Raw genomic sequence first — 22,954 nt, 5'->3', positions numbered from 1 at the left:
AGCCATCGTGAGGCTCAGAAACCGAAGACTCTCATCGCGATTGGGTGGCGGGAAAGGCTACCGGAAACCAAATCCGTCTATACGTCGTTGTGGTGGATCCGGGTGATGACCACGGTTGTCGAACTCGAGATACCTGCCGATCGACTCGGATTCGCCCAGACGTTCGATCGCGTCCCGACGTTCGAGTTTCAGGTCGCGGGCATGATCGGTGATGCACCGCCGCTCGTTCGCGCGTCGGGTTCGGACAGTCGGACGGTCGAGAACGCACTCGAGGGCGACCCCTCGGTGGACGTGATCGCGAGTTTGACCGACAGCGAGCGACCCGATCCGACCCGAGAGGACGGAACCCGTGACCAGTGGCTGTTCCGCCTCGAGTTCGGAGACGGCGTCAAACTCTTTCAGGAAATCGTCACGGAGAACGACGGGGCGATCCTGACCGCCCGCGGGCGGGACACCACCTGGTCGGTCCAGCTCCTCTTTCACGAGCACGAAACGGTGTCCGCGTGTCACGAGCTGTTCGAACACTACGAGTATCAGGTGAACGTCACGCGCGTCGCGGGCTTCGACGACCTCGACCGCGCTCGCACGCCGCTTACAGATACGCAGTACGAGACGATCTGTGCGGCCCACGAGCTGGGATATTTCGACGTGCCACGGGAGATAACGCTACAGGAGCTCGCGGCCGAGTTGGACATCTCCCATCAGGCGCTCTCGGAACGACTTCGGCGGAGCCACGCCGCACTCATCAGCGCGGAACTTTCAGAGGGACTGACGACGTCGGAAATCGATCCGTGACGATCTCTCGGTACGGGTCGGACTCACGTCGAGAAGAGATCCCATGGATGAGGCGGAAAGAGCGATCAGTGCAAGAACGCGCGTAGCTCCTCGAGCGTTCGGGCGTTGATCACGTCGTCGGGTTCGGCCCAGCCGCGTCGAGCCGTGTGGACGCCCCAGCGCATGTACTCGAGCGTGGAGGGGCGGTGAGCGTCCGTGTCGATCGCGATCGATGCCCCCTCGTCGATCGCCGCCTGGACGGCACTTCCCCAGAGATCGAGGCGACGGGGATTGCTGTTGACCTCGAGTGCGGTGTCGTGGTCGGCGGCCGCCCGTCCGAGTTCGGTCGCGTCGAACTCGAGGCCGGAGCGTTCGTTTATGAGCCGTCCGCTCGGGTGCCCGAGGACGTCGACCGCCGGATCTTCGACCGCGCGAAGGAGGCGACTCGTGGCCGTTTCGGCGTCCTGATCGAGTCCGCTGTGTGGCGAGGCGACGATCACGTCGAGGGCGTCGATCACCGCGTCGCTCAGTCCGATGCGTCCCGACGCGTCGATGTTGGCTTCGATACCGGCGAACACCGTGATCTCGCGTGCGGCGTCGACCTCTCGGATCGCCTCGACCTGCTCGAGTATCTCGGTGTCCGAAAGTCCCATTCCGCCGACGACGCCGGGTCCCTCGGCGTGGTCGGCAACGCCGTAGTAGTCGTAGCCCATCGCCTCGGCGGCGTCGACCATCTCCTCGATACTGGTCTGTCCATCCGACCACTCGGTGTGGGTGTGTACGTCGCCGCGGACGTCCTCGCGGGTGAGCAACTCGGGGAGGTCGCCGGATTCGGCGGCTTCGATCTCTCCGCGGTCCTCCCGAAGCTCCGGCGGAATCCAGGGGAGCTCGAGCGCTTCGTACATCTCCGCTTCCGTCTCGCCGGCGACGCGCTCGCCCACTCGCCTGCCCTCTTCGTCCGCCGGGAGCGACGAGACGTCGAACGCGCCGTACTCGTTGAGCTTCATCCCGCGCGAGATGGCGTAGTTTCGCAGGCGAACGTTGTGATCTTTACTCCCCGTGAAGTACTGCAGCGCGGAGCCGAACTCCTCGGGGACGACGACGCGGAGATCGACGCGGATCTCGCCCACGCGGACGCTCGCTTTCTCCGGGCCGGATTCGATCTCGCTGTCGACGGAGCCCCAGTCGACGAACGACTCGACGACGTCGTCGCCCGCATCCGTTCCGACCAGGACGTCGATGTCGCCGATCGTTTCTCGCCACCGGCGGATCGAACCCGCGACCTCACACCGTTCGACCGCATCCAGGCCGGCCAGAAAGTCGATGACGTCGTCGGCGAGCGGCCGTCCCTCCCCGAGCAGGTGACGCTGGCCAACCTCGCGGGCGAACGCGATGTTCTCGCGGATGTTCGCTTCGGTCTTCGGGCCGAATCCGCTGACCGACCGAATGTCGCCGGCTTCGGCGGCCGCCTCGAGGTCGTCGAGCGTTTCGATATCGAGTTCGCGATAGAGCTTTCCGGCGGTTTTGGGGCCGACACCCTCGATTCGGGTGATGTCCGCGATCTCGATCGGTAACTCGGCGCGCAACTCCTCGAGTTCGTCGATCGAACCGGTCTCGACGTACTCGACGATCTTCGCGGAGATCGCATCCCCGACGCCTTCGATCTCCGCGAGTACGTCGTGATCGTCCTCCTCGACGCGATCCGCGATCGGCGTCGGATGTGCGCGAATGTTCTCGGCCGCGCGCCGGTACGCCCGAGGTTTGTACTCGACGTCGTCGGCCTCGAGTAAGTCCGCGAACTCCTCGAAGCGGCCGGCGATCTCGGCGTTCGTCGCCATCAGCGCCCCCTCCGTGCGCCGGCGTCGTCCGCGCGCCCGAGGGCCTTCTCGAGGAACGACATCCAGCGTTTGGTGTCCGCGGCCTGCTGTGTCTGTTGTTCCCGTTCCAGGTCGGTCTGACCCAGGTTCTCGAGGGCGTTGAGCGCCCGGTCGATGCCGATGACGTCCCTGGCGAGCGTCTCCCCCTCCTCGCGCGAGATCGGTCCGTCCTCGATTCGCTCGAGTCGGTCGGTTCGTTCCCGTCGCAGGTTTCGTTTGGCCCGTTCGACGCGGTCGCGTTCGCCGGGCGGAACCGTCTCGCGGCGTTTGATCTCGAAGACGAACGTCCGAAGGTCGATCTCCTCGCCCTGGACGGTGATCGTCTCCGGGATATCCGCGCCGACGGTCGCGCTCTCGCGCTCGACGCGCTCGAGCAACTGCTTTCGCTCGTACTCTTGCACGATTCGTCGTAGGGTGTTGATCGGCAAAAGTGTAGTCACGCGTGCGGTGTCTCACATCGAACCTGAACTCTCACTCGAGCGTGGTGGTCAAAGACCAGTCGAGTCGCCTCCTCGCCAAACAACTACTATCGAGCGCCACGTCGAACGGCGCATGAACGGGCGAACGGTCGCCGGCGCACTCGGTTCGATCGGCGTTCTCGTGGTGGTGCTCGCCGGCATCTACGGCTTTGCGGGTGGATCGGTACTCGAGTCGCCGGACGAACTGCTCGCACCGACGGTCGGGACGCTCGCCGTCGCGACCGCCGTGGTCGCGGGGCTGATCGCTCTCGGTACGCGATCGGTGCGACGGCGAACCCCCTACTGGTAGCCGGGTGCAATAGAGATGGACGGGAGCGTGAACCGGCCGCGAGAGCGATCAGTTACCGCTCCCGTCGTCCTTTCGTCTGGCGGTAGTCCGAGGCCATCAGCGCCGCGAAGTGCTCGAGCCAGTCCTGGGTCTGGTCGTCGGTCTGCGCTCGCGGGTCGACCATCGGGACGAGCGCGAACCCGCGACCGCGGATCGTCGTCGCGTGAGCATCGGGAAACGCGAGATCGTCGGCCGCGGTCGTCGTATATTCGGTGGCGATCTCGCGAAGTGCTCGGTCCCCGACGGGAACGATGACCTCGGGGTTGATCATTCGGATCTCGGCGTTGAGGTAGGGCTCGCAGCTGTCGACCTCCTCGTCCGTCGGCGCTCGGTCCGGATCGCGACAGCGCGTGAGATTCGTCAGGTAGACGTTCTCGAGTTTCGGCCGCTCCGAGGGCGACGTGGCGTCACACAGCGCGAGTCGCTCGAGGATTCGTCGGAGTCCGTCCGCCGTCGACTCGGCGCGCTCGTCGTCGGTCGTCTCGAGCGTGCCGACGAGCGGAACTCCCGTTTCGTCGGCTTCCGGCGTCGGTCGTTCGCCAACGAACAGGAAGTCCGCGCCGACGTCGCCGTAGCCGTGGACGACCCGCGTTCGCGTCTCACAGAGGTCGGGACAGTTCCGACACGCTTCGTCCATGTTGAACGGGTTCGCTCGAGTTCGCTGATTCGCGTCCACACTCGAGTCTCGGCGCGGGGTACCAAAAGCGACGCGACTGCTGGTGGCTGTCGACGACGACCGGAGCTAGCTATCGATCGAGCCCGCCGCGTTCGGCGACCTCGAGAATGAATTTCACGTTGCGGATGAGCTCTTCGGGCGTCGTCCGCTCGTCCTCGGCGTAGAGGTCGCTCGTCCGATACGGGACGTTCGCGAGCTGTTTGCTCTCGCTCGTTTCGCCCCGGACGTCGTCGGTCATCGTTCGGGCGACGGCGACCGGCGACCGGTGGACCTCGAAACGCCTCGTCTGTGGACGATTCCCGTGTTGTTGGCGACGTTCTCGGTGATCGACCGGAGCGCGTCGCTCGTCTCGCCCTCTTCGAGCACCGTCGGTTTGCCGCCGTCGCCGCCCTCCCGGACGGACGGGTCGAGCGGAATCGAACCGAGGAACGGCATCTCGTGGGTGGCGGCGAACTCCTCGCCGCCGCCGGAGCCGAAGATGTCGTGTTCGCCGCCACAGTCGGGACAGGCGAACGTCGACATGTTCTCGGTGATCCCGAGCACGACGGTGTCGTGTTTGGCGAACATCTCGAGGCCCTTGCGGGCGTCGTCCAGTGCGACGCCCTGGGGCGTCGTGACGATCACCGCGCCCGTGACGGGCATCGTCTGGAGCATCGTCAACTGGGTGTCGCCCGTCCCCGGCGGGAGATCGACCACGAGGTAATCGAGGTGGCCCCACTCGACGTCCTCGGTGAGTTGCGTGATGACCTTGTGGACCATCGGCCCGCGCCAGATGACTGGATCGTCCTCGCCGGTGAGAAAGGCCATGCTCATCAGCTTCACGCCGTACTTCTCGGGCGGGACGAGGGTTTCGTCCTCGGTGGCCATCGGCGGCTCGTCGGCGTCGACCATTCGGGGTACGTTCGGGCCGTAGACGTCCGCGTCGAAGAGGCCGACGCGGGCACCCAGCTGCGAGAGACCCGCCGCGAGGTTGACCGCGACGGTCGACTTGCCGACGCCACCTTTGCCCGAGGCGACGGCGATGACGTTCTTGACGTTCGGGAGGACCTGTTCTTCGCTCGAGACTTCGTCACGATCCGGGATGCTCGCCGTGAGGTCGGGCTCGAGTCCCTCCGACAGGAGCAGCTCGCGGATCTCGCCGGCGATATCGGACTCCGTCGGGGAGTACGGCGCACCGAGTGCGAGGTCGATCGTGACCGCCTCTCCGTCGACCGCGATCTCGTTGACGAGTCCGAGCGACACGATGTCGTCGCCAAGCTCCGGGTCCTCGACCGACCGGAGGCGCTCGAGAACGGCGTCTTCGTCCATGGTCGTAGGTACTGCTGGGCGTCGAAAAGGGTTGTGTTCGCGAGAAACGCATCCCCTCCGCGTTCGCCATTGCCGCCATTACTTCGAAAATCGAAGTATTGGTTGCAGATGCCTAATCGGTAGATACTCGGCAAATTACCGGGTGACTACTCCACGAAATCGAACCGCGGGCCGCCGTACGTCGGCGGGTTCGGCTCGAGTTCGACGCCCCGTTCGTAGCGTACGAAATTGAGGAAAAAGGGCCGCCCACAGCCCTCGACCGGCTCTTCCTCGAGGTCGGTGACCGGTCCGTCCTCGCCGCAGACGAACGCGATTCCGTCCGCCGACTCGAGGTCGTCGTCGCCGGGCGCTGCGTACTCCCAGCCCGGCTGAGAGAGCGCCGTGACCGACCGATCCGCCAGGTCCGGCTCGCGCTCGACGCTGGTGACCGCATCACAGTGTGGACAGGTGTACCGGACCGTGACTGTCATCGATTCCCCTATGCACCTCACTAAGGTAAGGGTACGGGTGGCCTCGGAACGCGTACTCGCTGCCTACTGATTAGCGGGCGCGTGGTCGGAACCACCGGTCCGTCGATGAGAGCCAGCGGCGTCTGGTCGTCGATGAACTCCCCTCAGGAGACCACGATGGTGCTCCCGCACTGGAGCGACGGATTCTCCACGCCCGAAGCGATGGCCGCGCTCGAGTCGCCGCACTCGCCGCCGTTCGACGATCCGATCCTCGTCTTCGGGCTCGCGGTGGTGATCTTTCTGGTCGCGCCGCTCGTGCTCAAACGGTATCGGCTGCCCGGTATCGTCGGGATCATCCTCGCGGGGGCGGCGATCGGTCCGAACGGGCTTGCCCTCCTCGAGCGGGACGAGACGATCCAGCTACTGGGGGAGGTCGGACTGATCTATCTCCTGTTCGTCGCCGCCCTCGAGATCGATCTCAACCGGTTCGTCGAGTACAGCGAGCGAAGCGTGGTGTTCGGGGTGCTCTCGTTCGTGATCCCCCAGATCGTCGGCACCGTCGTCGGGGTGATCGTCCTCGAGTTCACGCTTCCCGCGGCGTCGCTGTTCGCCGCGATATTCGCCTCGCACACGCTACTGGCGTATCCCGTCGTCACCCAGTTCGGTCTCGCGAAAAACGAAGCGATGACGGTGACCGTCGGCGGAACCATCCTGACCGATACGCTCGCGCTGCTCGTCCTCGCCGTCGTGATCGCGGCCGTCGGCGGAACCCTCGACGCCGCGTTCTGGCTCGGTTTGGCGATCGGGCTGTCGGCGTTCTTCGTCGGCGTCTGGGTGCTCGTCCCCCGCATCGGCCGGTGGTTCTTCCGAATCCACTCCGAGGAGAGCTACTTCGAGTTCCTGTTCGTGCTGTCCGTCCTGTTCGTCTGTGCCGCGCTCGCCGAACTCGTCGGCGTCGAACACATCGTCGGAGCCTTTCTCGCCGGCCTCGCGCTCAATCGCCTCGTTCCGGAGACCGGGCCGTTGATGAACCGGATTCAGTTCGTCGGCAACGCGCTGTTCATCCCCTTTTTCTTGCTCTCCGTCGGAATGCTCGTCGACGTCCGGGTCCTCCTCGAGGGCCTCGAGACGATCGGGCTCGCGCTCTCACTGATCCTCATGGTCGTCGTCACCAAGTACGCCGCCGCGTGGGCAACCGGACGGCTGTACGGCTACGGTCGCGAGGAAGTGCTGGGTATCTTCGGCCTCTCCGTCGGACAGGCGGCCGCCGCTCTCGCGATCGTCCAGATCGGCTTCGACGCCGGCGTTCCCGGCTTCGGCCAGCACATGATCAACGCCGTCGTACTGATGATCCTGGTGGTGAGCCTGTTCAGCCCCGCCGTCGTCGACCGCGCCGGGAGCGCTCTCGTTCGCGCCCGCGATCGAGAGCCCTACGACCCGACTGCGGCCCCACAGCGGGTTCTCGTTCCGATCTCGAGGGGATCGACGTACCGGGAGTCGCTGCTGGATCTGGCGCTGTCGATCCGCGACGACCGATCCGAGGAGCCGATCCACACCGTCTCGGTCGTCAGGCCGAGTGGCTACTCGCGGACGCAGGCTGACGTGGCCGAGGCGGAGGCGATGCTCGAGGGGGTCGAATCGTACGCCTCCGGTGCGGAAATTTCGATCGAAACTCACACCCGCGTCGATCACAACGTCGCGTCCGGCATCGTTCGGTCGGTTCTGGATAACCGAATCACGACGCTCGTCATCGGCTGGGACGGCGCGCGCTCCCGGACGCAGGCGACGTTCGGACACGTCATCGACCAGGTGCTAGATCGCACCACACAGCTCGCGCTCGTCGGACGAATTCGCACACCCCTCAACACGACCGACCGAATCCTCCTCGTGGTTCCGCCGGGAATCGTCGACAACGACGGTATCGACGAAGCGCTCCACACCGTCAAACTCGTCTCTCGGCGGACGGTCGCACCCGTTCGCGGACTCGTCGTCGACGACGCCACCCGACCGATCGAACGGCGGTTCGACGGTATCGATCCCGAAGCGCCCGGAACGTTCGGTCGGATCGGCGGCTGGGACGAGTTGCTCCAGCAACTGCGCGAGGAGCGCCGGCCGACCGACCTCGTCGTCTGTCTGAGCTCCCGCCGAAGCGACGTCGGCTGGCACCCGCAGTTACAACGTCTGCCCAGCCGCATCTCGAGTGTCACCGACGGCAACTTCGTCGTCGTCTATCCAGCCACCGACGTCCAGGACGACGACCGACAGTTCTTCCGATTCGACTGACACACACTTCCCGAGCGCTTTTGCTCGCGGACGGTAACGTTTCACCTCATGTCCGATCTCGCGGCCCTGCTGTTCAACGCGTTTCTCGTCGTTCAGGTTCCGATCGCGCTTTTGGTCTACGTCGACGCCAGACGCCTCGCCCTCGAGAATCCACTGGTGTACGTGTTCGGAATCCTCGTCCCCGCCGGGGGGATCATCGTCGTCCCGATCTACGTCTCCCGGCGGGACGATCTCCCGCGGAGCGGCGACGGAGACGAGTGACGCCGATACCATTGTGCTTTGGCATCACGGCTATGGGCGTCCGGGCGGTATCAGAATGCAGGCAGGGAATCCACATCATCACCTGCGCCATACACGCACGAATCCCTGCCATCGTACCCCTTCCCACTTCTGAGCGATCATGCACGGCGTGACCGGCGGGAACTACCGTTCCCCCCGATTTCGACTCGCTCGAGACGACTGATACGGACAGCTGTCGGTCCTCACAGCGATCCGCAACTCACCGTTCCCGGATCGTCATCGGAATCTCGTGTTTCGGACGCGCCGTGATCGTCGCCATGAGATCGAGATCCGTTCCGGGGACGGCCTCGAGGTGATACTCCCGGTAGACCGCCGCGAGAATGAGGCGGGCCTCGAGCATCGCGAACCGGTCACCGATACAGCGCCGCGGACCCGCGGCGAACGGGAAGTACGCCAGTTTCGGCAGGTCGGCTTTCATCTCGTCGCTCCAGCGCTCCGGGCGGAACGCGAGCGGGTCGTCGTACCACCGCGGATCCCGGTGGACGACCCACTGGTGCATTCGGATCGTCGATCCCGGCGGAATCTCGTAGCCGCCGATCACGTCCGGCTTGACCGGCTCGCGGACGACTCCCGGCACCGGCGGATAGAGCCGCATCGACTCCTCGACGACCCGTTCGGTGTACGAAAGCTCAGAGAGGTCGTCCACCGTCGGCGTCTCGCCGTCGAGGACGTCCTCGAGTTCGGTGACGAGCGTCTCCTCGGCCGCCGGGTTTTTCGAAAGGAGATAGAACGTCAGCGTCAGCGCCAGCGCGGTCGTCTCGTGTCCGGCGAGCAAGAGCGTCACGACCTCGTCTCTCAGCTGTTCGGTCGACATCGTTCCGTCGACTCCCCGTTCGGTCCCCGTCGGGCCGCGACCCGCGGTTTCGCTCCGACCGTCACCACCGTGGCCCGCATCGAGCAACGTCGAGATGACGTCGTGTTCCGTCGGATTTCTTCGCCGTTCCTCGATCAACCGGTAGACGACCTCGTCGAGGTTCTTTCGCGCCCGCCGAATCCGCAGTCGGCCCGGCGTCGGAACCGACGGCGGCAACACGAGATGCGCCAGGTTCTCCGTCGCCAGCATGAACTCCTCGAGTGCCGAGCCGACGGTGTCGACGTGTGCGTCGACCTCGGCACCGAACAGCGCCCGTGCGACGATTTTCAAGGTCAGCTCCATCATGTCCTCGTGAACGTTCCGCGTCTCGCCGTCGCGCCAGTCCTCGAGTACGTCTTCGGTGAACTCGGTTATCATCTCGGCGTACTCCCGGATACGATCGGGGTGAAACGCCGGCTGGATCCGGTGACGATTTCGTCGCCAGACTTCGCCCTCGCTGTTCAGAATACCGTTTCCCGTGATCGGACCGAGGATGTTCTGAAACGTCGCTCCCTTGACGTAGGATTCGTTGTTCCCGACGAGCACCTGCTCGATGTACGCCGGGTGATTGAGCTGGTAGACGTCACCGCCGGAATCACGCCAGTGGGCGATGTCACCGTACTTTCGAGCGACGCCCGTCATGAAGTCATAGGGATCCCGAAGGAACGCAAGCTGGGTTCCGATGATCGGCAACCCGTCTGGACCCGGCGGTCGCCCCTCGTCCACTGCGGGAGTGTCGCCTAACATGTCAGTACAACGGCCCGCCGAGTACCTGCGTCTATCCCCGATCATACGAGGTGCTTTTATATTAACCGGCCGACCGATCCGGTATGAGCGTCGAAAGTAACCGATGAGATACGCGACGGTCGTACTGACGTGGACCGCCGACGAACTCGACTCGATAGACGGGGCGTTCGCCCGAAGCGACGCGGTATCCATCCGGGCGATCCGGGACTTGACCCTCGTCGACGACCGCCGGTACGTCGAACTCCTCGAGCTCCGCGGCGATCTCGAGTGCGGGCGGTCGTTGCTCGCCGGAGCACCCGACGCGCTCGAATACGCCGTCGCCGGACGCAACGGACGCGGCCACGCCTACGTCACCTGCCGTAGCGTCGCCCCCGTCACCGACCTGCTGGCGATCCTTCGAGAGCACGAAATCGTCCTCGACTGGCCGATCGCACACATCGAACCCGAAGAGTGGGCAGGGACCGGCTGCGGACTCGAGGTGACGGTGATCGGAACGAACGAAGCGATCCAGCGCGCAGCCACAGCGCTTCCCGAGGGAATCGATCTGACCGTCCAGCGGACGGGCGAGTACGACCACCCCGGTCGCGGCGGGCCGACGCTGACGCCTCGACAGCGCGACGTCTTCGAGGTCGCACTCCGCGACGGATACTACGAGATCCCGCGCGAGACGACCCACCGAGAGCTCGCGGACCGCCTCGAGATCTCGCCGGGAACGGTCGGTGAACATCTTCAGCGGATCGAGCGAAACCTGGCGCTGAGCGAGGCCGAATTTTCGGGCTAACTGAGCACGCCGTTCGACCGGCTGAGCCACGTTCGGCCCGATGACGGCTTCAACAGACGTAGTTCTCGACCAGCCGAGCCTGTCCACGGCGGAGCCGCTCGCTGACCGCCTGCGTCGAGATTCCGAGGTGATCCGCGATCGTCGCCAGATCCGTCCCGCGGGGTACGTCGAAAAAGCCGTACTCGTGGGCGATCTCGAGTGCCTCCCGCTGGGACTCCGTCACCGTTCTGGAGGCGTGAGAGCTGACGACGTCAGTACCGTCGGCCAGTCGCAGGAGTTCGAACTCCACGCGTTCGTCCTCGAGAAACGTGTGATACCGAACGAACGACTCCCGATCGGGAAATCGCATCTCGATTACCCACCCCCCTTCGGAGGCGCGACACTCGAGCAATTGCCCGCCATCTGAAACCCACCGCCGATACGCCTGGACACCGGAGCCGGCCTGGCGCAGTCGGTACAGCGTTCGATCCTCGCGGTGACAGATTCGTTCGAACTCGTTGACCGTCCGGTCGCTATCGAGAGCCGACTCGAGTCGGTTCCGATTTCGAGCGCGGACCCAGCAGAACGCAATCGGTCGCTTCGGATCCAGCGCGTACTGTCGCTCGAGGTCGACGGCGAGCGACGGCATCGCCTCGAGCGTCGATCCGAGGAGAAACCGGGGCGACCGTGCTTCGAACTCCGCGACCAGACTCATGGTGTACGGTGGGGGACGGAGACCCAAAACCGTTTAGGCTAAACACGATTCTTGATCCGGGTACGCGAGTAATACCAAGCGTTACGAATCAGATGCTGCCTCGACCGTCTCGCGAACGGCGTCGACGCCCTCGTCGTGGCCGAGGTCACCGACGACGATGACGTCCGCGTACCGGGCCATCGAGTAGGCCGACTCGTAGTCGTGGATACCGCCACCGTAGAACAGCGTCGCCTCGTCGGTCGCGTCGCTCGCGGCGGCGACGATCTCCTCGTCACCAAGGGTTCCCGAGTACTCGAGGTAGACGATTTCCTGACCGAACATGCGCTCTGCGACCGTCGCGTACGCGGCGACTTCGTCCGCGTCGAGGTCGCAGTCGGCCTCGGTGTACGTTGCGACGTCGGCATCGGGGTTCATCACGATGTAGGCCTCGGTCGCGGTCCGCTCCCAGTCGAGTCCGTTGTCGATCCGTACCCACTCCTTGTGTGCACCGGTAATCCAGAACGGCGAGCCGGCGTTGAAAACGGTCGGAATGAGATATCCCTCGAGCGCCTCGTTGTCGATGACGACGTCGGGACTCGAGGGTTCCTGATAGAGCGGAACGCCGTGTTCGGAGCAGGCCTCGACGACGGCTTCCATGTTGGCTTCGGTGATACCCATCGTGCCGCCGACTTCGATCGCGTCGGTTCCGGTCGCACAGAGATCGCCGTAGGTGGTTCCCGGTGGGAGTTCCTTGTCGGGATCGATCTTGAGGACGTGATTCCAGTCGTCCCATGGGGGAGACATACCGCTCCGTTTCCCGACAACCGGCAAAAGCGCTACGAAACGCCCGACACGAGATATTCGCCCATCGAACACCAGATATCCGTCGACGGGACGGCCATCGTCCGACCGGCCGTCTCGCGGTTCGGAGTCTCCGTCCCTCAGTTTCGGCCCGTTCGACATCGGCTCGGATGAACCGGTATCGCGAGAACAGGCTACTCGAGATACCCTAACTGCTCCAACCGTTCTCGAGTGTCTTCCTCGAGCCCTGATTCCTCGAGTGCACCTTTCGCAACCGTGTGTTGTTCATCAACTAACACGAGTAGTTGTCGTGCTGTCCGGATTTTGTACCGGAGATCCGGATCCGCCACGTCGTCTTCGACTGATTCGAGAATCGTTTCAATGACGTCAGGAACCGAGTGAGACATCGGTCGAACGATTTGCTCGTCCTGCTATAATAACTGGGACTGTTCCCGCCTGAAAAGAATAGTCGTATGAACTATAATCATCTTTTATAGGTGCCATTTACGGCAAAGTTTCCCAGTGCACTCCGTCCAGTTGGACCGTACAATGGACACTGTTGTCAGGAAAACTGACAGCGGCCGCGGGGCTCTCGAGTACGGTCGAACCGATGGATCACTTCGCACCGACGGCCAGCCACGCAGTGGAGAAACGCTCCGTAGCGGCGGTCACTCGATCGTCACAGTCGTGAGGTCCTCTGCGAACCGGACGTCGCCGTCGTAGTGCGCGCCGATCGACTCGAGCATCTCCTCGTGGCGGCCATCGGTGTGTGGATAGAGGTGGCTGAGATAGACCCGACCGATATCCCGGTCGGCGAGTTCGCGCCCGAGGCTGTCCGGCGTCGGATGGTTGGAAACGTCGACGTCGTCGGGGAACGAACAGTCGTGGACGAGGATCCCGGAGCCGTCGGCGAAGTTCGCCAGTCCGGCGAAGGCCTCGCTGTCGCCGCTGAACGTGAACCGATCGTCGAAGCGGTAGGCCAGACAGGGCAGGGAGTGGCGCGTCTCGTAGGCCGAGACGTCGAAGTCAGCGATCGAGAACTCCCCGGCAACGATCTCTCGGACCTGTAGATCGAGTCTGCCTTCCATGTACTCGTGAACCGAGAGCAACCCGTCGACCAGCCCCTTCGTCCCCTGCGGGCCGACGATCTCGAGGTGTTCTTCGCCGGCGAGCCAGCGCGCTTTCATCAGCGGGAGGAGATCGGCCACGTGATCCAGGTGGTGATGAGTGAGCAGGACCGTCGAGACGCTCTCGTAGCCGACCCCGGACTGTTGAAGCCGGTGGAGCACGCCGGAGCCACAGTCGATCAAGAGCGTTCGGCCGCTCTCCTGGACGAGGAGGCCCGTCTGGACGCGCTCGCCGGTCGGCATCGCACTTCCCGTGCCGAGAAACGTGACGCGCATGTCATGGCGTGTGTGAGGTTCGGGCAAAAGCGTTCCGCTGACTCGATTCGCAAACGGGATCGGAACGCGTTTTGATACGGTTAGTTGTGGTTCGGTATCAGTGATCGTCTCGATACTCGATTACGAACAGCCCGTCTGGTCACGCTAGACGATCGCTCGAGTCGGTCGTCCCAGAGCGCTCGCGTCCCCGCGTCCCTGACCGAACCGCTCTCGCTCGTTCACTTTCACTCCGCTGTCCAAACCCTCTTACGCGCCGGGTTCTCAGACGAGATATGGCCGACACGGAGGGCCTCGAGCTACCAGTCGATGTTGCGGAACTCCCGTTCGACCCGGAGGTGACGCAGATCCAGGACGGGGACGTTTTCGACCTGCTCGAGCCCGCGGTCCAGGAGTGGTGGCTCTCCGAGTTCGGCGCGTTCGTTCCCGAGAACGGCGGCTTTTTCACCCCGCCCCAGCGCGGCGCGATCCCGAAGATTCACGAGGGGACGAACACGTTGATCTGTGCGCCGACGGGGAGCGGAAAAACGCAGGCGAGTTTCTGTGCGATCATCGACGAACTCTATCGGCGCGAGCGCGACTCCGATTCGGGACTCGAGAACTCGGTGTACTGTCTGTACGTCTCACCGCTGAAATCGCTCGCGAACGACATCCACCGCAACCTCGAGGTCCCACTCGAGGGGATCGAATCGATCGTCGAACAACGCGGCGACGAGATGGGTGAGATCCGTCACGCCATCCGCCACGGTGATACGGCCTCGAGCGAGCGCCAGAAGATGCTCGAGGAGACGCCGCACATCCTCAACACGACGCCCGAGACGCTCGCGATCTTGCTCAATTCACCGAAGTTTCGCGAGAAGCTCCGGACCGTCGAGTACGTCATCGTCGACGAGATTCACTCGCTCGCGGCGAACAAGCGGGGAACGCACCTCTCGATCAGCCTCGAACGACTCGAGGCGATGGGCGACGGCGGGATCACGCGAATCGGCTGTTCCGCGACGATCGAGCCGCTTTCCCGCGTGGCCGAGTTTCTGGTCGGGTGCGAGGAGTCACGCACCTCGAACTCCGCGACCGACTCGGCGGGTCCCGAACTCGAGACCGACGCGAGTCGCGAGCCCCGGGAGTACGACATCGTCGACGCCCGCTTCGCCCGCGAGTTCGATCTCCGCCTCGAGTGTCCGACGGACGACCTCGTCAACACGCCCCGAGAGGTCGTCCAAGAGCGGTTCTACCGGTCCCTCCACGACCACGTCCAGGACCACACGAACACGCTCGTCTTTACGAACACCCGCTCCGGAGCGGAACGCGTGTTGCACAACCTGCGCGAGCGTTTCGACGCCTACGACGAGGAGAACTCGGGGTGTCACCACGGCAGCCTCTCGAAGGACGTCCGTCAGGATATCGAACGACGACTCAAGGACGGCGATCTCGACGTCGTCACCTCCTCGACGAGCCTCGAGCTAGGGATCGACATGCCACACGTCGACCTCGTCGTGCAGGTCGGCTCGCCAAAGAGCGTAGCGGCGCTGCTCCAGCGCGTCGGCCGCGCGGGCCACCGGGTGGGGCAGACGGTCACGGGTCGGGTGATCGCACTGGATCGCGACGAGTTACTCGAGTGTGCGGTCATGTTGAAAAAAGCCGAGGAGGGATTCGTCGACTCGGTGTCGATCCCGGAGAACGCACAGGACGTCGCCGCCCAGCACGTCTACGGGATGGCCATCGCGGAGATTCGCCCGGAGTCCGAACTGAAGGCGATCCTGCGGCGAGCGTACCCCTATCGGAACTACTCCGAAGCGGAGTACGAATCGCTGATCCGGTATCTCACGGCCGGGTACACCGGCCTCGAGGACAAAAACGTCTACGCGAAGATCTGGCGGGACGCGAACGATCCGCCCGACGGCGACCACCACTACGAGGAGTATCCCGTCGGAGAGACGCTGATCGGCAAGCGCGGCCGGCTGGCCCGGGTGATCTACATGACGAACATCGGAACGATCCCCGACTCGTTCACCTGCGACGTCTCCACCCGCGCGGGAGACGAGTGGGTCGGCCAGCTCGACGAGGAGTACCTCGACACGCTCGAGAAGGGGGACGTTTTCGTTCTCGGCGGTGCCAATTTCGAGTATCGCTATCGTCGAGGATCGAAGGTCTACGTCGACCGGACGAGCGCCAGGCCGACGGTTCCGTCCTGGTACTCCGAGCGACTGCCGCTGTCTTACGATCTCGGACGTGAGATACTCGCCTTTCAGAGGGAGGTGCTGTCGCACTACGACGAGGGTGGCCCGCCGCGCGTTCGTGCCTGGCTCCGGGAGTTTCCCCTCGACGACGACAGCGTCCGGGCTATCGCGCGCCTATTCGACTATCAGCTCCGGTATGCGGGAGCGAAGAGCGTAAGCACGACCGAACGTCTGGCGATCGAAGTCGAGCGCGACCGCGAGGAGTACGAACGCCGCTACTACGTCCATTCGGCGTACGGTCGCCAGTTCAACGACGGCCTCTCCCGACTGCTGGCCTACCGCTGTGCACAGGAAGCGACGGCCAACGTGCGCGTCGCCGTCGCGGACAACGGATTCGTTCTTTCGATGCCGCTGAACCGAAAGGTCGACCTCGAGGGAATCGTCGACGATCTCTCGGCCGAACGAGTCCGCGAGGACCTGCGAGCGGCGTTATCGGGAACGGATCTGCTTCAGCGGTACTTCCGGATCAACGCCACCCGATCGCTCATGATCCTAAAGCGGTACAAAGGCTACGAGAAATCCGCCAGCGAACAGCAGGTCTCGAGCGAGATGCTGCTTGGCTTCGCGGCGGACCTCGAGAACTTCGCCGTGATCGAAGAGACCTATCGCGAGATCCTCGAGGACAAACTCGCGGTCACAGCGCTCGAGTCGTTCGTCGACTCGGTCGAGACCGGCGAGATCGAACTCGAGCGTCAGCTGTTCGACTCACCGACGCCGCGGGCGTTTGGCCTCGCGACGCTCTCGGCCAGCGACGTCGTCCTCGCGGAAGACGAGAGTGCGGCGCTGCAGGCGTTTCACGAGCGGGTGCTTTCGGAGATCGGAGCGGACTCCGTGAGCGGGTTGGTCTCCACAGGACAGGATCCAGGAGAACAGTAATTCGTGAATCGGAGTCCGGTGATCGGTACGCTCGAGATTTCACCACGCGACTCCGCGACCGAGCCGCCGGAATCGAATGCGTAATCAGGTTTGGCCTCATTCTCGAAGCATGACCGACGACGCACCGAACTGCAAGTTCAAAGATCGGGACGTCGCGATCCTCTGTGAGCTCTCGCGCGATCCTCAGCTGTCCTCTCGAGAGCTCACTGGCGTTCTCAAAGCGGAGTACGACATCGGCGTCTCACGCGTCACGGTCAGCGAGTCGATTCGACGGGTTTGTCTCTCCCAGCAGCCGAAACCCAAACCCTTTTCTCCGTTTTTGACTAACTAGTCAGTTAGATAGTGTGGACTCGAGCGACGCCGAACCCGGAGAATCGTCTTACTCGTTGAGCGGCGCGTTTCGGGGACGGTCCCTCGTTATCGGCGCGGTTATCGTGAGTACGTTCTTCGTCGGCTTCGGCGGCGGCGTCATCTTTCCGATCCTGCCCAATCTGGGGGAGCTCCTCGGTATTTCGCCGTTTCTCGTCGGCGTTATTCTCAGTGCGAACCGGTTCTCGAGGCTCGTTTCGAACGCTCCTGCCGGAATCCTGGTCGACCGAGTCGGAACGCGAACGCCGTTCGTCGTCGGTATGGTGATTCAGGGCGTCGCTACCTTCGGCTACGTCGTTGCGGTCCTCGCGCCCGTCCCCGAAGCGTGGTTTCTCGGTTCCCGTCTCATCTGGGGCGTCGGGAGCGCACTGGTCTTTGCAACGGCGTATACGATCGCCGCCGACGTCAGCGACGGCGGTTCTCGAGGAACTAGCATGGGTCTTATTCGTGGCGGCGTGCTGTTCGGGTTTCCCTGTGGAGTCGTCTTGGGGGGAATTATCAGCGAGTTCTGGGGAACCGTCGTCGCCTTCGTCGTGGCGACGGCGTTTGCAGCCGTCGCGAGTGCGATCGCGTACGCGACTGTACCCGAGACGCACGTCGAGGGCGACGAGCACCGTGCTATCAAACCCTGGGAGATCGACATGAGCGTGCCGGCGCTGACCGTCGGATTCGTGAACTTCGCCGTCCTGTTTGCCTACATCGGTGCCCTGTTCGCAACGCTCGTGTTGTTCCTGGATCGAAACGAACTGGGCGTCTTCGGGTTCGACGCACAGGCGTCGTCCGGCATCTTCATGGCACTGACGGTGATCGCGGCCGGTGCGTTCATGTTCCTCGGCGGCTACGTGAGCGATCGTCGCGAGTCGCGCGTTCCGACGCTCGTGGTGTTTCTCGGAACGACGTTCGTCGGGTTCGTCCTCCTCGCGTTCGCTGGCTCCGTCTGGACGCTCGCGATCGCGTGTCTCTTCATCGGCGCGGGTCAGGGTGGCACGAGCGGACCGCTGATGGCACTGCTCGCAGATCTCACTCCCGAAGAGCGGATGGGACGCGCCGTCGGCACGAACAACGTCCTCGGTGACGTCGGCGGCGGTCTCGGACCGATCGTCTCCCTTCCGCTGATCGGAATCGTCGGCTTTCAGCCCATCTACGTCGCATGTGCGGTACTTCCGATCGTCGCCGGCGTGATCCTCGTCGCCGGCGTTCACCGCGAGACGGGACAGTTCCTGCCGGCCGTCAGCCTGACGGACGACTCGTCTCGAGACACCGAGTCAACGCCGGACCACGCCGATTAGCGCCGGTTGGCCCGTCATCGATCGGTCGACGCGTCCGAACGACGGAGCCAGTCGTCGATGATTGCCTCGAGACCGTCGCGTGTAAGCTGGGCCACGTCGTCGCGTCGGAGCGCAACCTGGTAGATTCGCGCGCCGTTGAGGGCGGTGAGAAACAGCGTCGCGGCGAGTTGTGGATCGACGTCGCGGAACTTCCCTCGATCGATTCCGTCTTCGATGATCGCGACGAGCGTCGCTTCGATCGTCTCGTAGTTGTGCGTAAACTGCCGGCGAAACTCCTCGTTGTACGGTGCTTCGCTTCGCACTTCGAGCAGCGCGACCATCAGCTCCCAGTGATCGAACTCGCCCCGCTCGGGTGGGCCGAACAACAGGGTATCGATCAGCGTCAGTAACCGGGTTTCCGGCTCCTCGTTCTCGTCGACCGCGATGTTCTCGTTGAACGCATCGAGCAGGTACTCGAGGAAGGCGACGAGAAGGGTTTCTTTCGTATCGTAGTGGTAGTGGATGACGCCTTTCGTCTTGTCGAACTCGTCGGCGATCGCCTGCATCGTGAGATTCGCGTACCCGTGTTTGCAGAGCGCGCGGTACGTCGCTCGCATGATCGCTTCCTGCGTATCGACGCCCTCGTCCTCGCTGTCTCTCCCCATTCACTACGTCTGTCGCAAATAATCGGCAAAAGCGTTTGGATCGCGGATACTCGAGCGTGGGGGACGGGTTACGCCGACGACGCCGTCGATTTGTGGGATGAGCCAGACTGGACGTCCGGGCGTCGTTGCTCCGACCGGTATTACTATCTTCGCCATCCCTGTAGCTACTGGTATCGATGGGATCCTCGAGCGTTCGACTGGCGAGTGAGGACGAACGGGTATCGACCGATCCGAGTATCGACGCGGGGTCGATCGATGACTGACAGGGAGATTCACCTCCCGGTCGCCGCCCAGCCGTCGGTCGACTCGCTCGTCGAGTACGCCCGGCGAGCCGAATCCGCCGGCTACGGCTGCGTCTCGCTCCCCGAGACGTGGGGCAGAGACGCGGTAACCGTGCTGGCGACGATCGCCGAGCGAACCGACAGCATCGACCTCGGCTCGAGCATCCTCAACACCTACTCGCGAACGCCTGCGCTGTTGGGACAGACCGCCGCGACGCTTCAGGAGGTCTCGAACGGTCGGTTCCGACTCGGAATCGGTCCAAGCGGCCCCGCGGTCGTCGAGAACTGGCACGGCGTGGCGTACGGAAACCCGCTCAAACGAACCCGGGAGACCGTCGAGGTCGTTCGACAGGTTCTCTCGGGCGAACCGGTCGAGTACGACGGCGAGTCCGTCTCGGTTTCTGGCTTTCGACTCCGGTGTGAGCCGCCGGAGCCGGTGCCGCCGATCGAGGTGACCGGGATGGGGCCGAAGGCGGTCGAACTCGCCGGTCGGTTTGCCGACGGCTGGCACGGAATCATGCTCACCCCTGATGGGGTGCGAAGCCGACTCGAGGACGTCGAACGCGGGACGGACCTCGGTGAGCGCGACGCCGACGACGTCCGCGTCACCGTCGGCGTGACCTGCTGTGCGCTATCGGACGGCGACCGGGCTCGAGCGCTCGCCCGTCAGCACGCGGGCTTTTACGTCGGCGGGATGGGGACGTTCTACCGCGACTCGCTCGTCCGCCAGGGGTACGCCGAGGCCGAAACGATCCACGACGCCTGGCAAGAAGGGGACCGGACGCGCGCGCTGGACGCCCTGGACGACGATCTCCTCGACGAACTCTGTGCTGCCGGCGACCCGAAAACCGCACGCGAAACGCTCCGCCGTTTCGAGGGGATCGACGGCGTCGATGCGGTCACGGTCAGCTTTCCCCGTGGTGCGGAGGCGGACGAGATCCGAGAGACGATGGACGAACTGGCACCCGACCGGGGCTAACATGCCCGGAAAGGTACCTCCCGACGAGTTGCTCGCTCACGTCTTCGATCGGACGGACAGCGGGGCCGACGAAACGATCCTTCAGGGACCGGCGGAGGGCGAAGACGCCGCCGTGATCGACTGGCCCGGCGGCGACCTCGTCGTCAGCTCCGATCCGATCTCGCTTGCGGCTTCGCAGGTCGGAACGCTCGGCGTCTACGTGGCCTGCAACGACGTCGCCGCCTCGGGTGCCGACCCGCGCTGGCTGACCGTCGTCGTCCTGTTGCCCGGCTCGGAGCGAGAAACCGACGGACTCCGGCACTCGAGCGACGGAGACGTTGCGACCGGTGAGACCCTCCTCGAGACGATAATGACCGACCTCGAGGCGGCGGCTGCCGACGTCGGCGCGACGATCGTCGGCGGTCACTCCGAGTACGTCGACCAGATAGAGCGTCCGCTGATCTCGCTGACGGCGATGGGCGCGACCGACTCGTTCGTTCGGACCGGCGGAGCCGAACCCGGCGACGCGGTGATCCTGACGAAAGCGCCAGGAATCGAGGGCACCGCGATCCTCGCGGCCGACTTCGGGGACACACTCGACGTCGACGACGCGATCCGCGACCGCGCCGAGCAGTTCCTCGCGGAGATCAGCGTCGTTCCCGACGCACGGGCAGTCCGCGAGTACGCGACTGCGATGCACGACCCAACCGAGGGCGGCGTCGCCGCCGGACTGCTCGAGATCGCCCGCGCGTCGAACGTCCGCCTCGAGATCGATCGGGAAGCGGTGACGGTTCGTCCCGAAACCGAGGCTCTGTGTGCGGCTGCTGGCGTCGATCCCCTGTGTATTTTCGGCTCAGGTGCGTTGCTCGCGACGGTCCCGCAGGCGGCCCTCGGTGGCTGTCTCGATACCCTCACCGAGGCCGGAGTCGAGGCGACGGCAATCGGGACGGTCGGATCCGGCGAGCCCGAACTGAGACTCGATTCGACGTCGATCACGGAACCGATCGAAGACGATCTGTATCCGCTGTGGGAGGCGGTCGACGAGTAATTGGTTGGTGGGCCGACGGGCGATCACGTCCGGATTTCCAACGGACCCGGTATCCAAGCCCGGAGACGCGACACCGATCTCTTCGAAACCTGTCCAAACGACGATTGGACGCCGCGCTCGGTATAAAGACGGTCCTGCCCGCTAGCGGTACTACCAAAGGCTATATCTATTAGCAGGCAATAGGTCAGTCAGGAGTACGTATGTCTGATATTCGATCCCAGGCCCGGACGATCTGGGACGCCGTGTACGAGCGGGTTGGGGGAGACTTACGAGCCGTTATTCGATACGAACCGATGGACTCCGGTTCGGTGATGCGAGACGACGTTCGAACGCAGTACGCCCCAGACGAGACCCAGGCGATCGTCGACCAGACGATCGTCGATCAGTTGAGCAACCGGCGACAGGAACACGCCTTCGACGCGGGACAACTCAGCGCCGTTGTCAGGGTGTTCGACGAGGCCTGGATCGTTTCGTGTCCGGACTCACCCGCCCGCAAATCGGGCGTCCTCATCTCGATCGAACGCGACGGCGACTGTGCGAGCATGGCCGACGTCGAGTGGTGTGTCGGCTATCTCGAGACCGAGTGTGATTCGCTGGCCGGATAATCGCGTCCTCCGGTGATGTCGGTACGTGGGTTACGACGCCGGACTCGAGGTCTCGAGCGCCGCGATCGGTAGGCGGCCTACCCCGGCGGGAACGAGAACGACCCAGCAAACGAGCAGTGCGTACATCACGACGAAAAGCGAGTCAGTCGGGGCCGCGGCTGCGACAGTCCGAATCACGAAAAGTCCACAGAGGCCCACGGCGACGAGAACGACTCCTTCGAGAGCAGACCGGAGCGCGGGAAGCGCGGAGAGCCATCGGACGGCGACCAGTCCGCCGAGGCTGCTTCCGAGGCCGATCAGCGCAGACTCGGATCCGCCGGTGACGAACGCGGCGGGAACGGCGAGCACAGTCGCGATCACGAACCCAGTACGCGGATCGCCGGCGGTGAGCCGATCCATCGCGAAGAGGACGACGACGCCGAGCAACGCGCCCGCGATCACGTCACCAAGGTAGTGGACGCCGAGTATCACTCGCGAGAGCGAAACGAGTGCGACGATCGCAGCGACAGCGACGAGACTCGGGGGATGGCGAACGCGATCGAACGCAGTGCAGAGACCACCGTAGACCACGACTGCGGCGAACGCGTGCCCGCTCGGAAAGCCGTAGCCGCTCACCTCGAGCGGGACGAGCAGCGCCGATTCCGGTGGTCGCGGAACAGCCAGTACGGTTTTGACCGTCAGGAGAAACGCCATTCCGCCGAGCGCGTAGCTGATCACGAGCGCGCTCTGCCGACGATTGGAACCGGCGAGCCAGAAGATCACGGCGAGGACGATGTCGGCGTACTCGGCGCTGACCCACTCCCTGACGGTCGCACTCTCGGCTTCGAGTCGCATGTCGTTTCATTCCGCTGTCGGGGGCCGGTCGAGGTAAACGTTCCTTCATTCGGTCCACCGCCAGCCGGTCTTATCGCTTTCACG

The 22,954-nt window shown here is 64.2% G+C and carries 22 protein-coding genes and 2 pseudogenes; 11 read left to right on the top strand and 13 right to left on the bottom strand.

Going from position 1 to position 22,954, the window contains the following annotated elements; translation table 11 throughout:
* The first annotated feature begins 105 nt into the window (after positions 1–105).
* Positions 106–795 (top strand): helix-turn-helix domain-containing protein, encoded by a 690-nt coding sequence (locus EA462_RS04820; RefSeq protein ID WP_124177443.1) that lies wholly within the window; start codon positions 106–108, stop codon positions 793–795.
* A 65-nt stretch (positions 796–860) separates the two neighbouring features.
* Here EA462_RS04820 and polX read toward each other — a convergent pair whose 3' ends face one another.
* Both polX and EA462_RS04810 read right to left on the bottom strand, forming a co-directional pair.
* Positions 861–2,612, bottom strand: a complete 1,752-nt coding sequence (gene polX, locus EA462_RS04815; protein WP_124177442.1) for a DNA polymerase/3'-5' exonuclease PolX — start codon at positions 2,610–2,612, stop codon at positions 861–863.
* Positions 2,612–3,052, bottom strand: coding sequence for a DUF5788 family protein (locus EA462_RS04810; RefSeq protein ID WP_124177441.1), 441 nt, complete (start codon positions 3,050–3,052; stop codon positions 2,612–2,614). Before EA462_RS04810 ends, polX begins: the two co-directional genes overlap by 1 nt.
* A 151-nt stretch (positions 3,053–3,203) precedes the next feature.
* On the opposite strand from EA462_RS04810, the gene EA462_RS04805 reads away from it, so the two are divergent.
* Positions 3,204–3,419, top strand: a complete 216-nt coding sequence (locus tag EA462_RS04805) for a hypothetical protein (protein ID WP_124177440.1) — start codon at positions 3,204–3,206, stop codon at positions 3,417–3,419.
* Between the two features lie 52 nt (positions 3,420–3,471).
* Here EA462_RS04805 and EA462_RS04800 read toward each other — a convergent pair whose 3' ends face one another.
* From EA462_RS04800 to EA462_RS04790, 4 genes and pseudogenes are all read right to left on the bottom strand, one after another.
* Positions 3,472–4,134 (bottom strand): uracil-DNA glycosylase, encoded by a 663-nt coding sequence (locus EA462_RS04800; protein WP_243641363.1) that lies wholly within the window; start codon positions 4,132–4,134, stop codon positions 3,472–3,474.
* Positions 4,135–4,204: 70 nt separating this feature from the next.
* A pseudogene (locus EA462_RS17200) lies at positions 4,205–4,372 on the bottom strand (hypothetical protein); the annotation flags it as partial.
* On the bottom strand, positions 4,369–5,442 hold the full coding sequence (locus EA462_RS04795) for an Mrp/NBP35 family ATP-binding protein (protein WP_124177439.1): 1,074 nt from the start codon (positions 5,440–5,442) through the stop codon (positions 4,369–4,371). The gene EA462_RS04795 and the pseudogene EA462_RS17200, both read right to left, overlap by 4 nt.
* A gap of 146 nt (positions 5,443–5,588) precedes the next feature.
* A complete protein-coding gene (locus tag EA462_RS04790) occupies positions 5,589–5,912 on the bottom strand; it encodes a hypothetical protein (RefSeq protein WP_124177438.1) in 324 nt (107 codons plus the stop codon).
* A gap of 201 nt (positions 5,913–6,113) precedes the next feature.
* On the opposite strand from EA462_RS04790, the gene EA462_RS04785 reads away from it, so the two are divergent.
* On the top strand, positions 6,114–8,174 hold the full coding sequence (locus EA462_RS04785) for a cation:proton antiporter (protein ID WP_243641377.1): 2,061 nt from the start codon (positions 6,114–6,116) through the stop codon (positions 8,172–8,174).
* Positions 8,175–8,222: 48 nt separating this feature from the next.
* Positions 8,223–8,435: a hypothetical protein gene (locus EA462_RS04780; RefSeq protein WP_124177436.1), complete on the top strand. Its 213-nt coding sequence runs from the start codon at positions 8,223–8,225 to the stop codon at positions 8,433–8,435.
* 238 nt (positions 8,436–8,673) lie between these two features.
* Here the strand turns inward: EA462_RS04780 and EA462_RS04775 are convergent, their stop codons facing one another.
* Positions 8,674–10,074: a cytochrome P450 gene (locus EA462_RS04775; protein WP_124177435.1), complete on the bottom strand. Its 1,401-nt coding sequence runs from the start codon at positions 10,072–10,074 to the stop codon at positions 8,674–8,676.
* Between the two features lie 103 nt (positions 10,075–10,177).
* Here EA462_RS04775 and EA462_RS04770 point away from each other — a divergent pair, with 103 nt between their 5' ends.
* The gene (locus EA462_RS04770) at positions 10,178–10,855 is read left to right on the top strand and encodes a helix-turn-helix domain-containing protein (RefSeq protein WP_124177434.1); all 678 of its coding nucleotides are present in this window, start codon (positions 10,178–10,180) and stop codon (positions 10,853–10,855) included.
* A 49-nt stretch (positions 10,856–10,904) separates the two neighbouring features.
* On the opposite strand, the gene EA462_RS04765 is transcribed toward EA462_RS04770, so the two are convergent.
* The 4 genes from EA462_RS04765 to EA462_RS04750 all read right to left on the bottom strand — a co-directional run bounded on the left by EA462_RS04765 (position 10,905) and on the right by EA462_RS04750 (position 13,732).
* Positions 10,905–11,549: a helix-turn-helix domain-containing protein gene (locus EA462_RS04765; RefSeq protein WP_124177433.1), complete on the bottom strand. Its 645-nt coding sequence runs from the start codon at positions 11,547–11,549 to the stop codon at positions 10,905–10,907.
* Positions 11,550–11,630: 81 nt separating this feature from the next.
* Positions 11,631–12,332, bottom strand: a complete 702-nt coding sequence (locus EA462_RS04760) for a phosphoglycerol geranylgeranyltransferase (protein ID WP_124177432.1) — start codon at positions 12,330–12,332, stop codon at positions 11,631–11,633.
* Between the two features lie 191 nt (positions 12,333–12,523).
* On the bottom strand, positions 12,524–12,736 hold the full coding sequence (locus tag EA462_RS04755; protein ID WP_124177431.1) for a hypothetical protein: 213 nt from the start codon (positions 12,734–12,736) through the stop codon (positions 12,524–12,526).
* Positions 12,737–12,997: 261 nt separating this feature from the next.
* A complete protein-coding gene (locus tag EA462_RS04750) occupies positions 12,998–13,732 on the bottom strand; it encodes an MBL fold metallo-hydrolase (RefSeq protein ID WP_124177430.1) in 735 nt (244 codons plus the stop codon).
* A gap of 272 nt (positions 13,733–14,004) precedes the next feature.
* On the opposite strand from EA462_RS04750, the gene EA462_RS04745 reads away from it, so the two are divergent.
* The 3 genes and pseudogenes from EA462_RS04745 (at position 14,005) to EA462_RS04735 (ending at position 18,500) form a co-directional block, all read left to right on the top strand.
* On the top strand, positions 14,005–16,842 hold the full coding sequence (locus EA462_RS04745; protein WP_124177429.1) for an ATP-dependent helicase: 2,838 nt from the start codon (positions 14,005–14,007) through the stop codon (positions 16,840–16,842).
* Between the two features lie 109 nt (positions 16,843–16,951).
* Positions 16,952–17,119, top strand: a pseudogene (locus EA462_RS04740) (winged helix-turn-helix domain-containing protein); the annotation flags it as partial.
* Between the two features lie 109 nt (positions 17,120–17,228).
* Positions 17,229–18,500: an MFS transporter gene (locus EA462_RS04735; RefSeq protein ID WP_124177818.1), complete on the top strand. Its 1,272-nt coding sequence runs from the start codon at positions 17,229–17,231 to the stop codon at positions 18,498–18,500.
* A gap of 14 nt (positions 18,501–18,514) precedes the next feature.
* Here the strand turns inward: EA462_RS04735 and EA462_RS04730 are convergent, their stop codons facing one another.
* On the bottom strand, positions 18,515–19,144 hold the full coding sequence (locus tag EA462_RS04730; RefSeq protein WP_124177428.1) for a TetR/AcrR family transcriptional regulator: 630 nt from the start codon (positions 19,142–19,144) through the stop codon (positions 18,515–18,517).
* 255 nt (positions 19,145–19,399) lie between these two features.
* Here EA462_RS04730 and EA462_RS04725 point away from each other — a divergent pair, with 255 nt between their 5' ends.
* The 3 genes from EA462_RS04725 to EA462_RS04715 all read left to right on the top strand — a co-directional run bounded on the left by EA462_RS04725 (position 19,400) and on the right by EA462_RS04715 (position 22,036).
* Positions 19,400–20,404, top strand: a complete 1,005-nt coding sequence (locus EA462_RS04725; RefSeq protein WP_124177427.1) for a TIGR04024 family LLM class F420-dependent oxidoreductase — start codon at positions 19,400–19,402, stop codon at positions 20,402–20,404.
* Position 20,405: 1 nt separating this feature from the next.
* Entirely contained in the window at positions 20,406–21,431 is a 1,026-nt protein-coding gene (locus EA462_RS04720) for an AIR synthase family protein (RefSeq protein ID WP_124177426.1), read from the top strand.
* Positions 21,432–21,631: 200 nt separating this feature from the next.
* The gene (locus tag EA462_RS04715; RefSeq protein WP_124177425.1) at positions 21,632–22,036 is read left to right on the top strand and encodes a hypothetical protein; all 405 of its coding nucleotides are present in this window, start codon (positions 21,632–21,634) and stop codon (positions 22,034–22,036) included.
* A gap of 30 nt (positions 22,037–22,066) precedes the next feature.
* Here EA462_RS04715 and EA462_RS04710 read toward each other — a convergent pair whose 3' ends face one another.
* Positions 22,067–22,870, bottom strand: coding sequence for a phosphatase PAP2 family protein (locus tag EA462_RS04710; RefSeq protein WP_124177424.1), 804 nt, complete (start codon positions 22,868–22,870; stop codon positions 22,067–22,069).
* Positions 22,871–22,954: the final 84 nt, after the last annotated feature.

Source organism: Natrarchaeobius halalkaliphilus, from assembly GCF_003841485.1.
GTDB lineage: Archaea > Halobacteriota > Halobacteria > Halobacteriales > Natrialbaceae > Natrarchaeobius > Natrarchaeobius halalkaliphilus.
The sequence above is the reverse complement of the archived record's forward strand: the minus strand, read 5'-3'. Positions and strand labels throughout refer to the sequence as shown.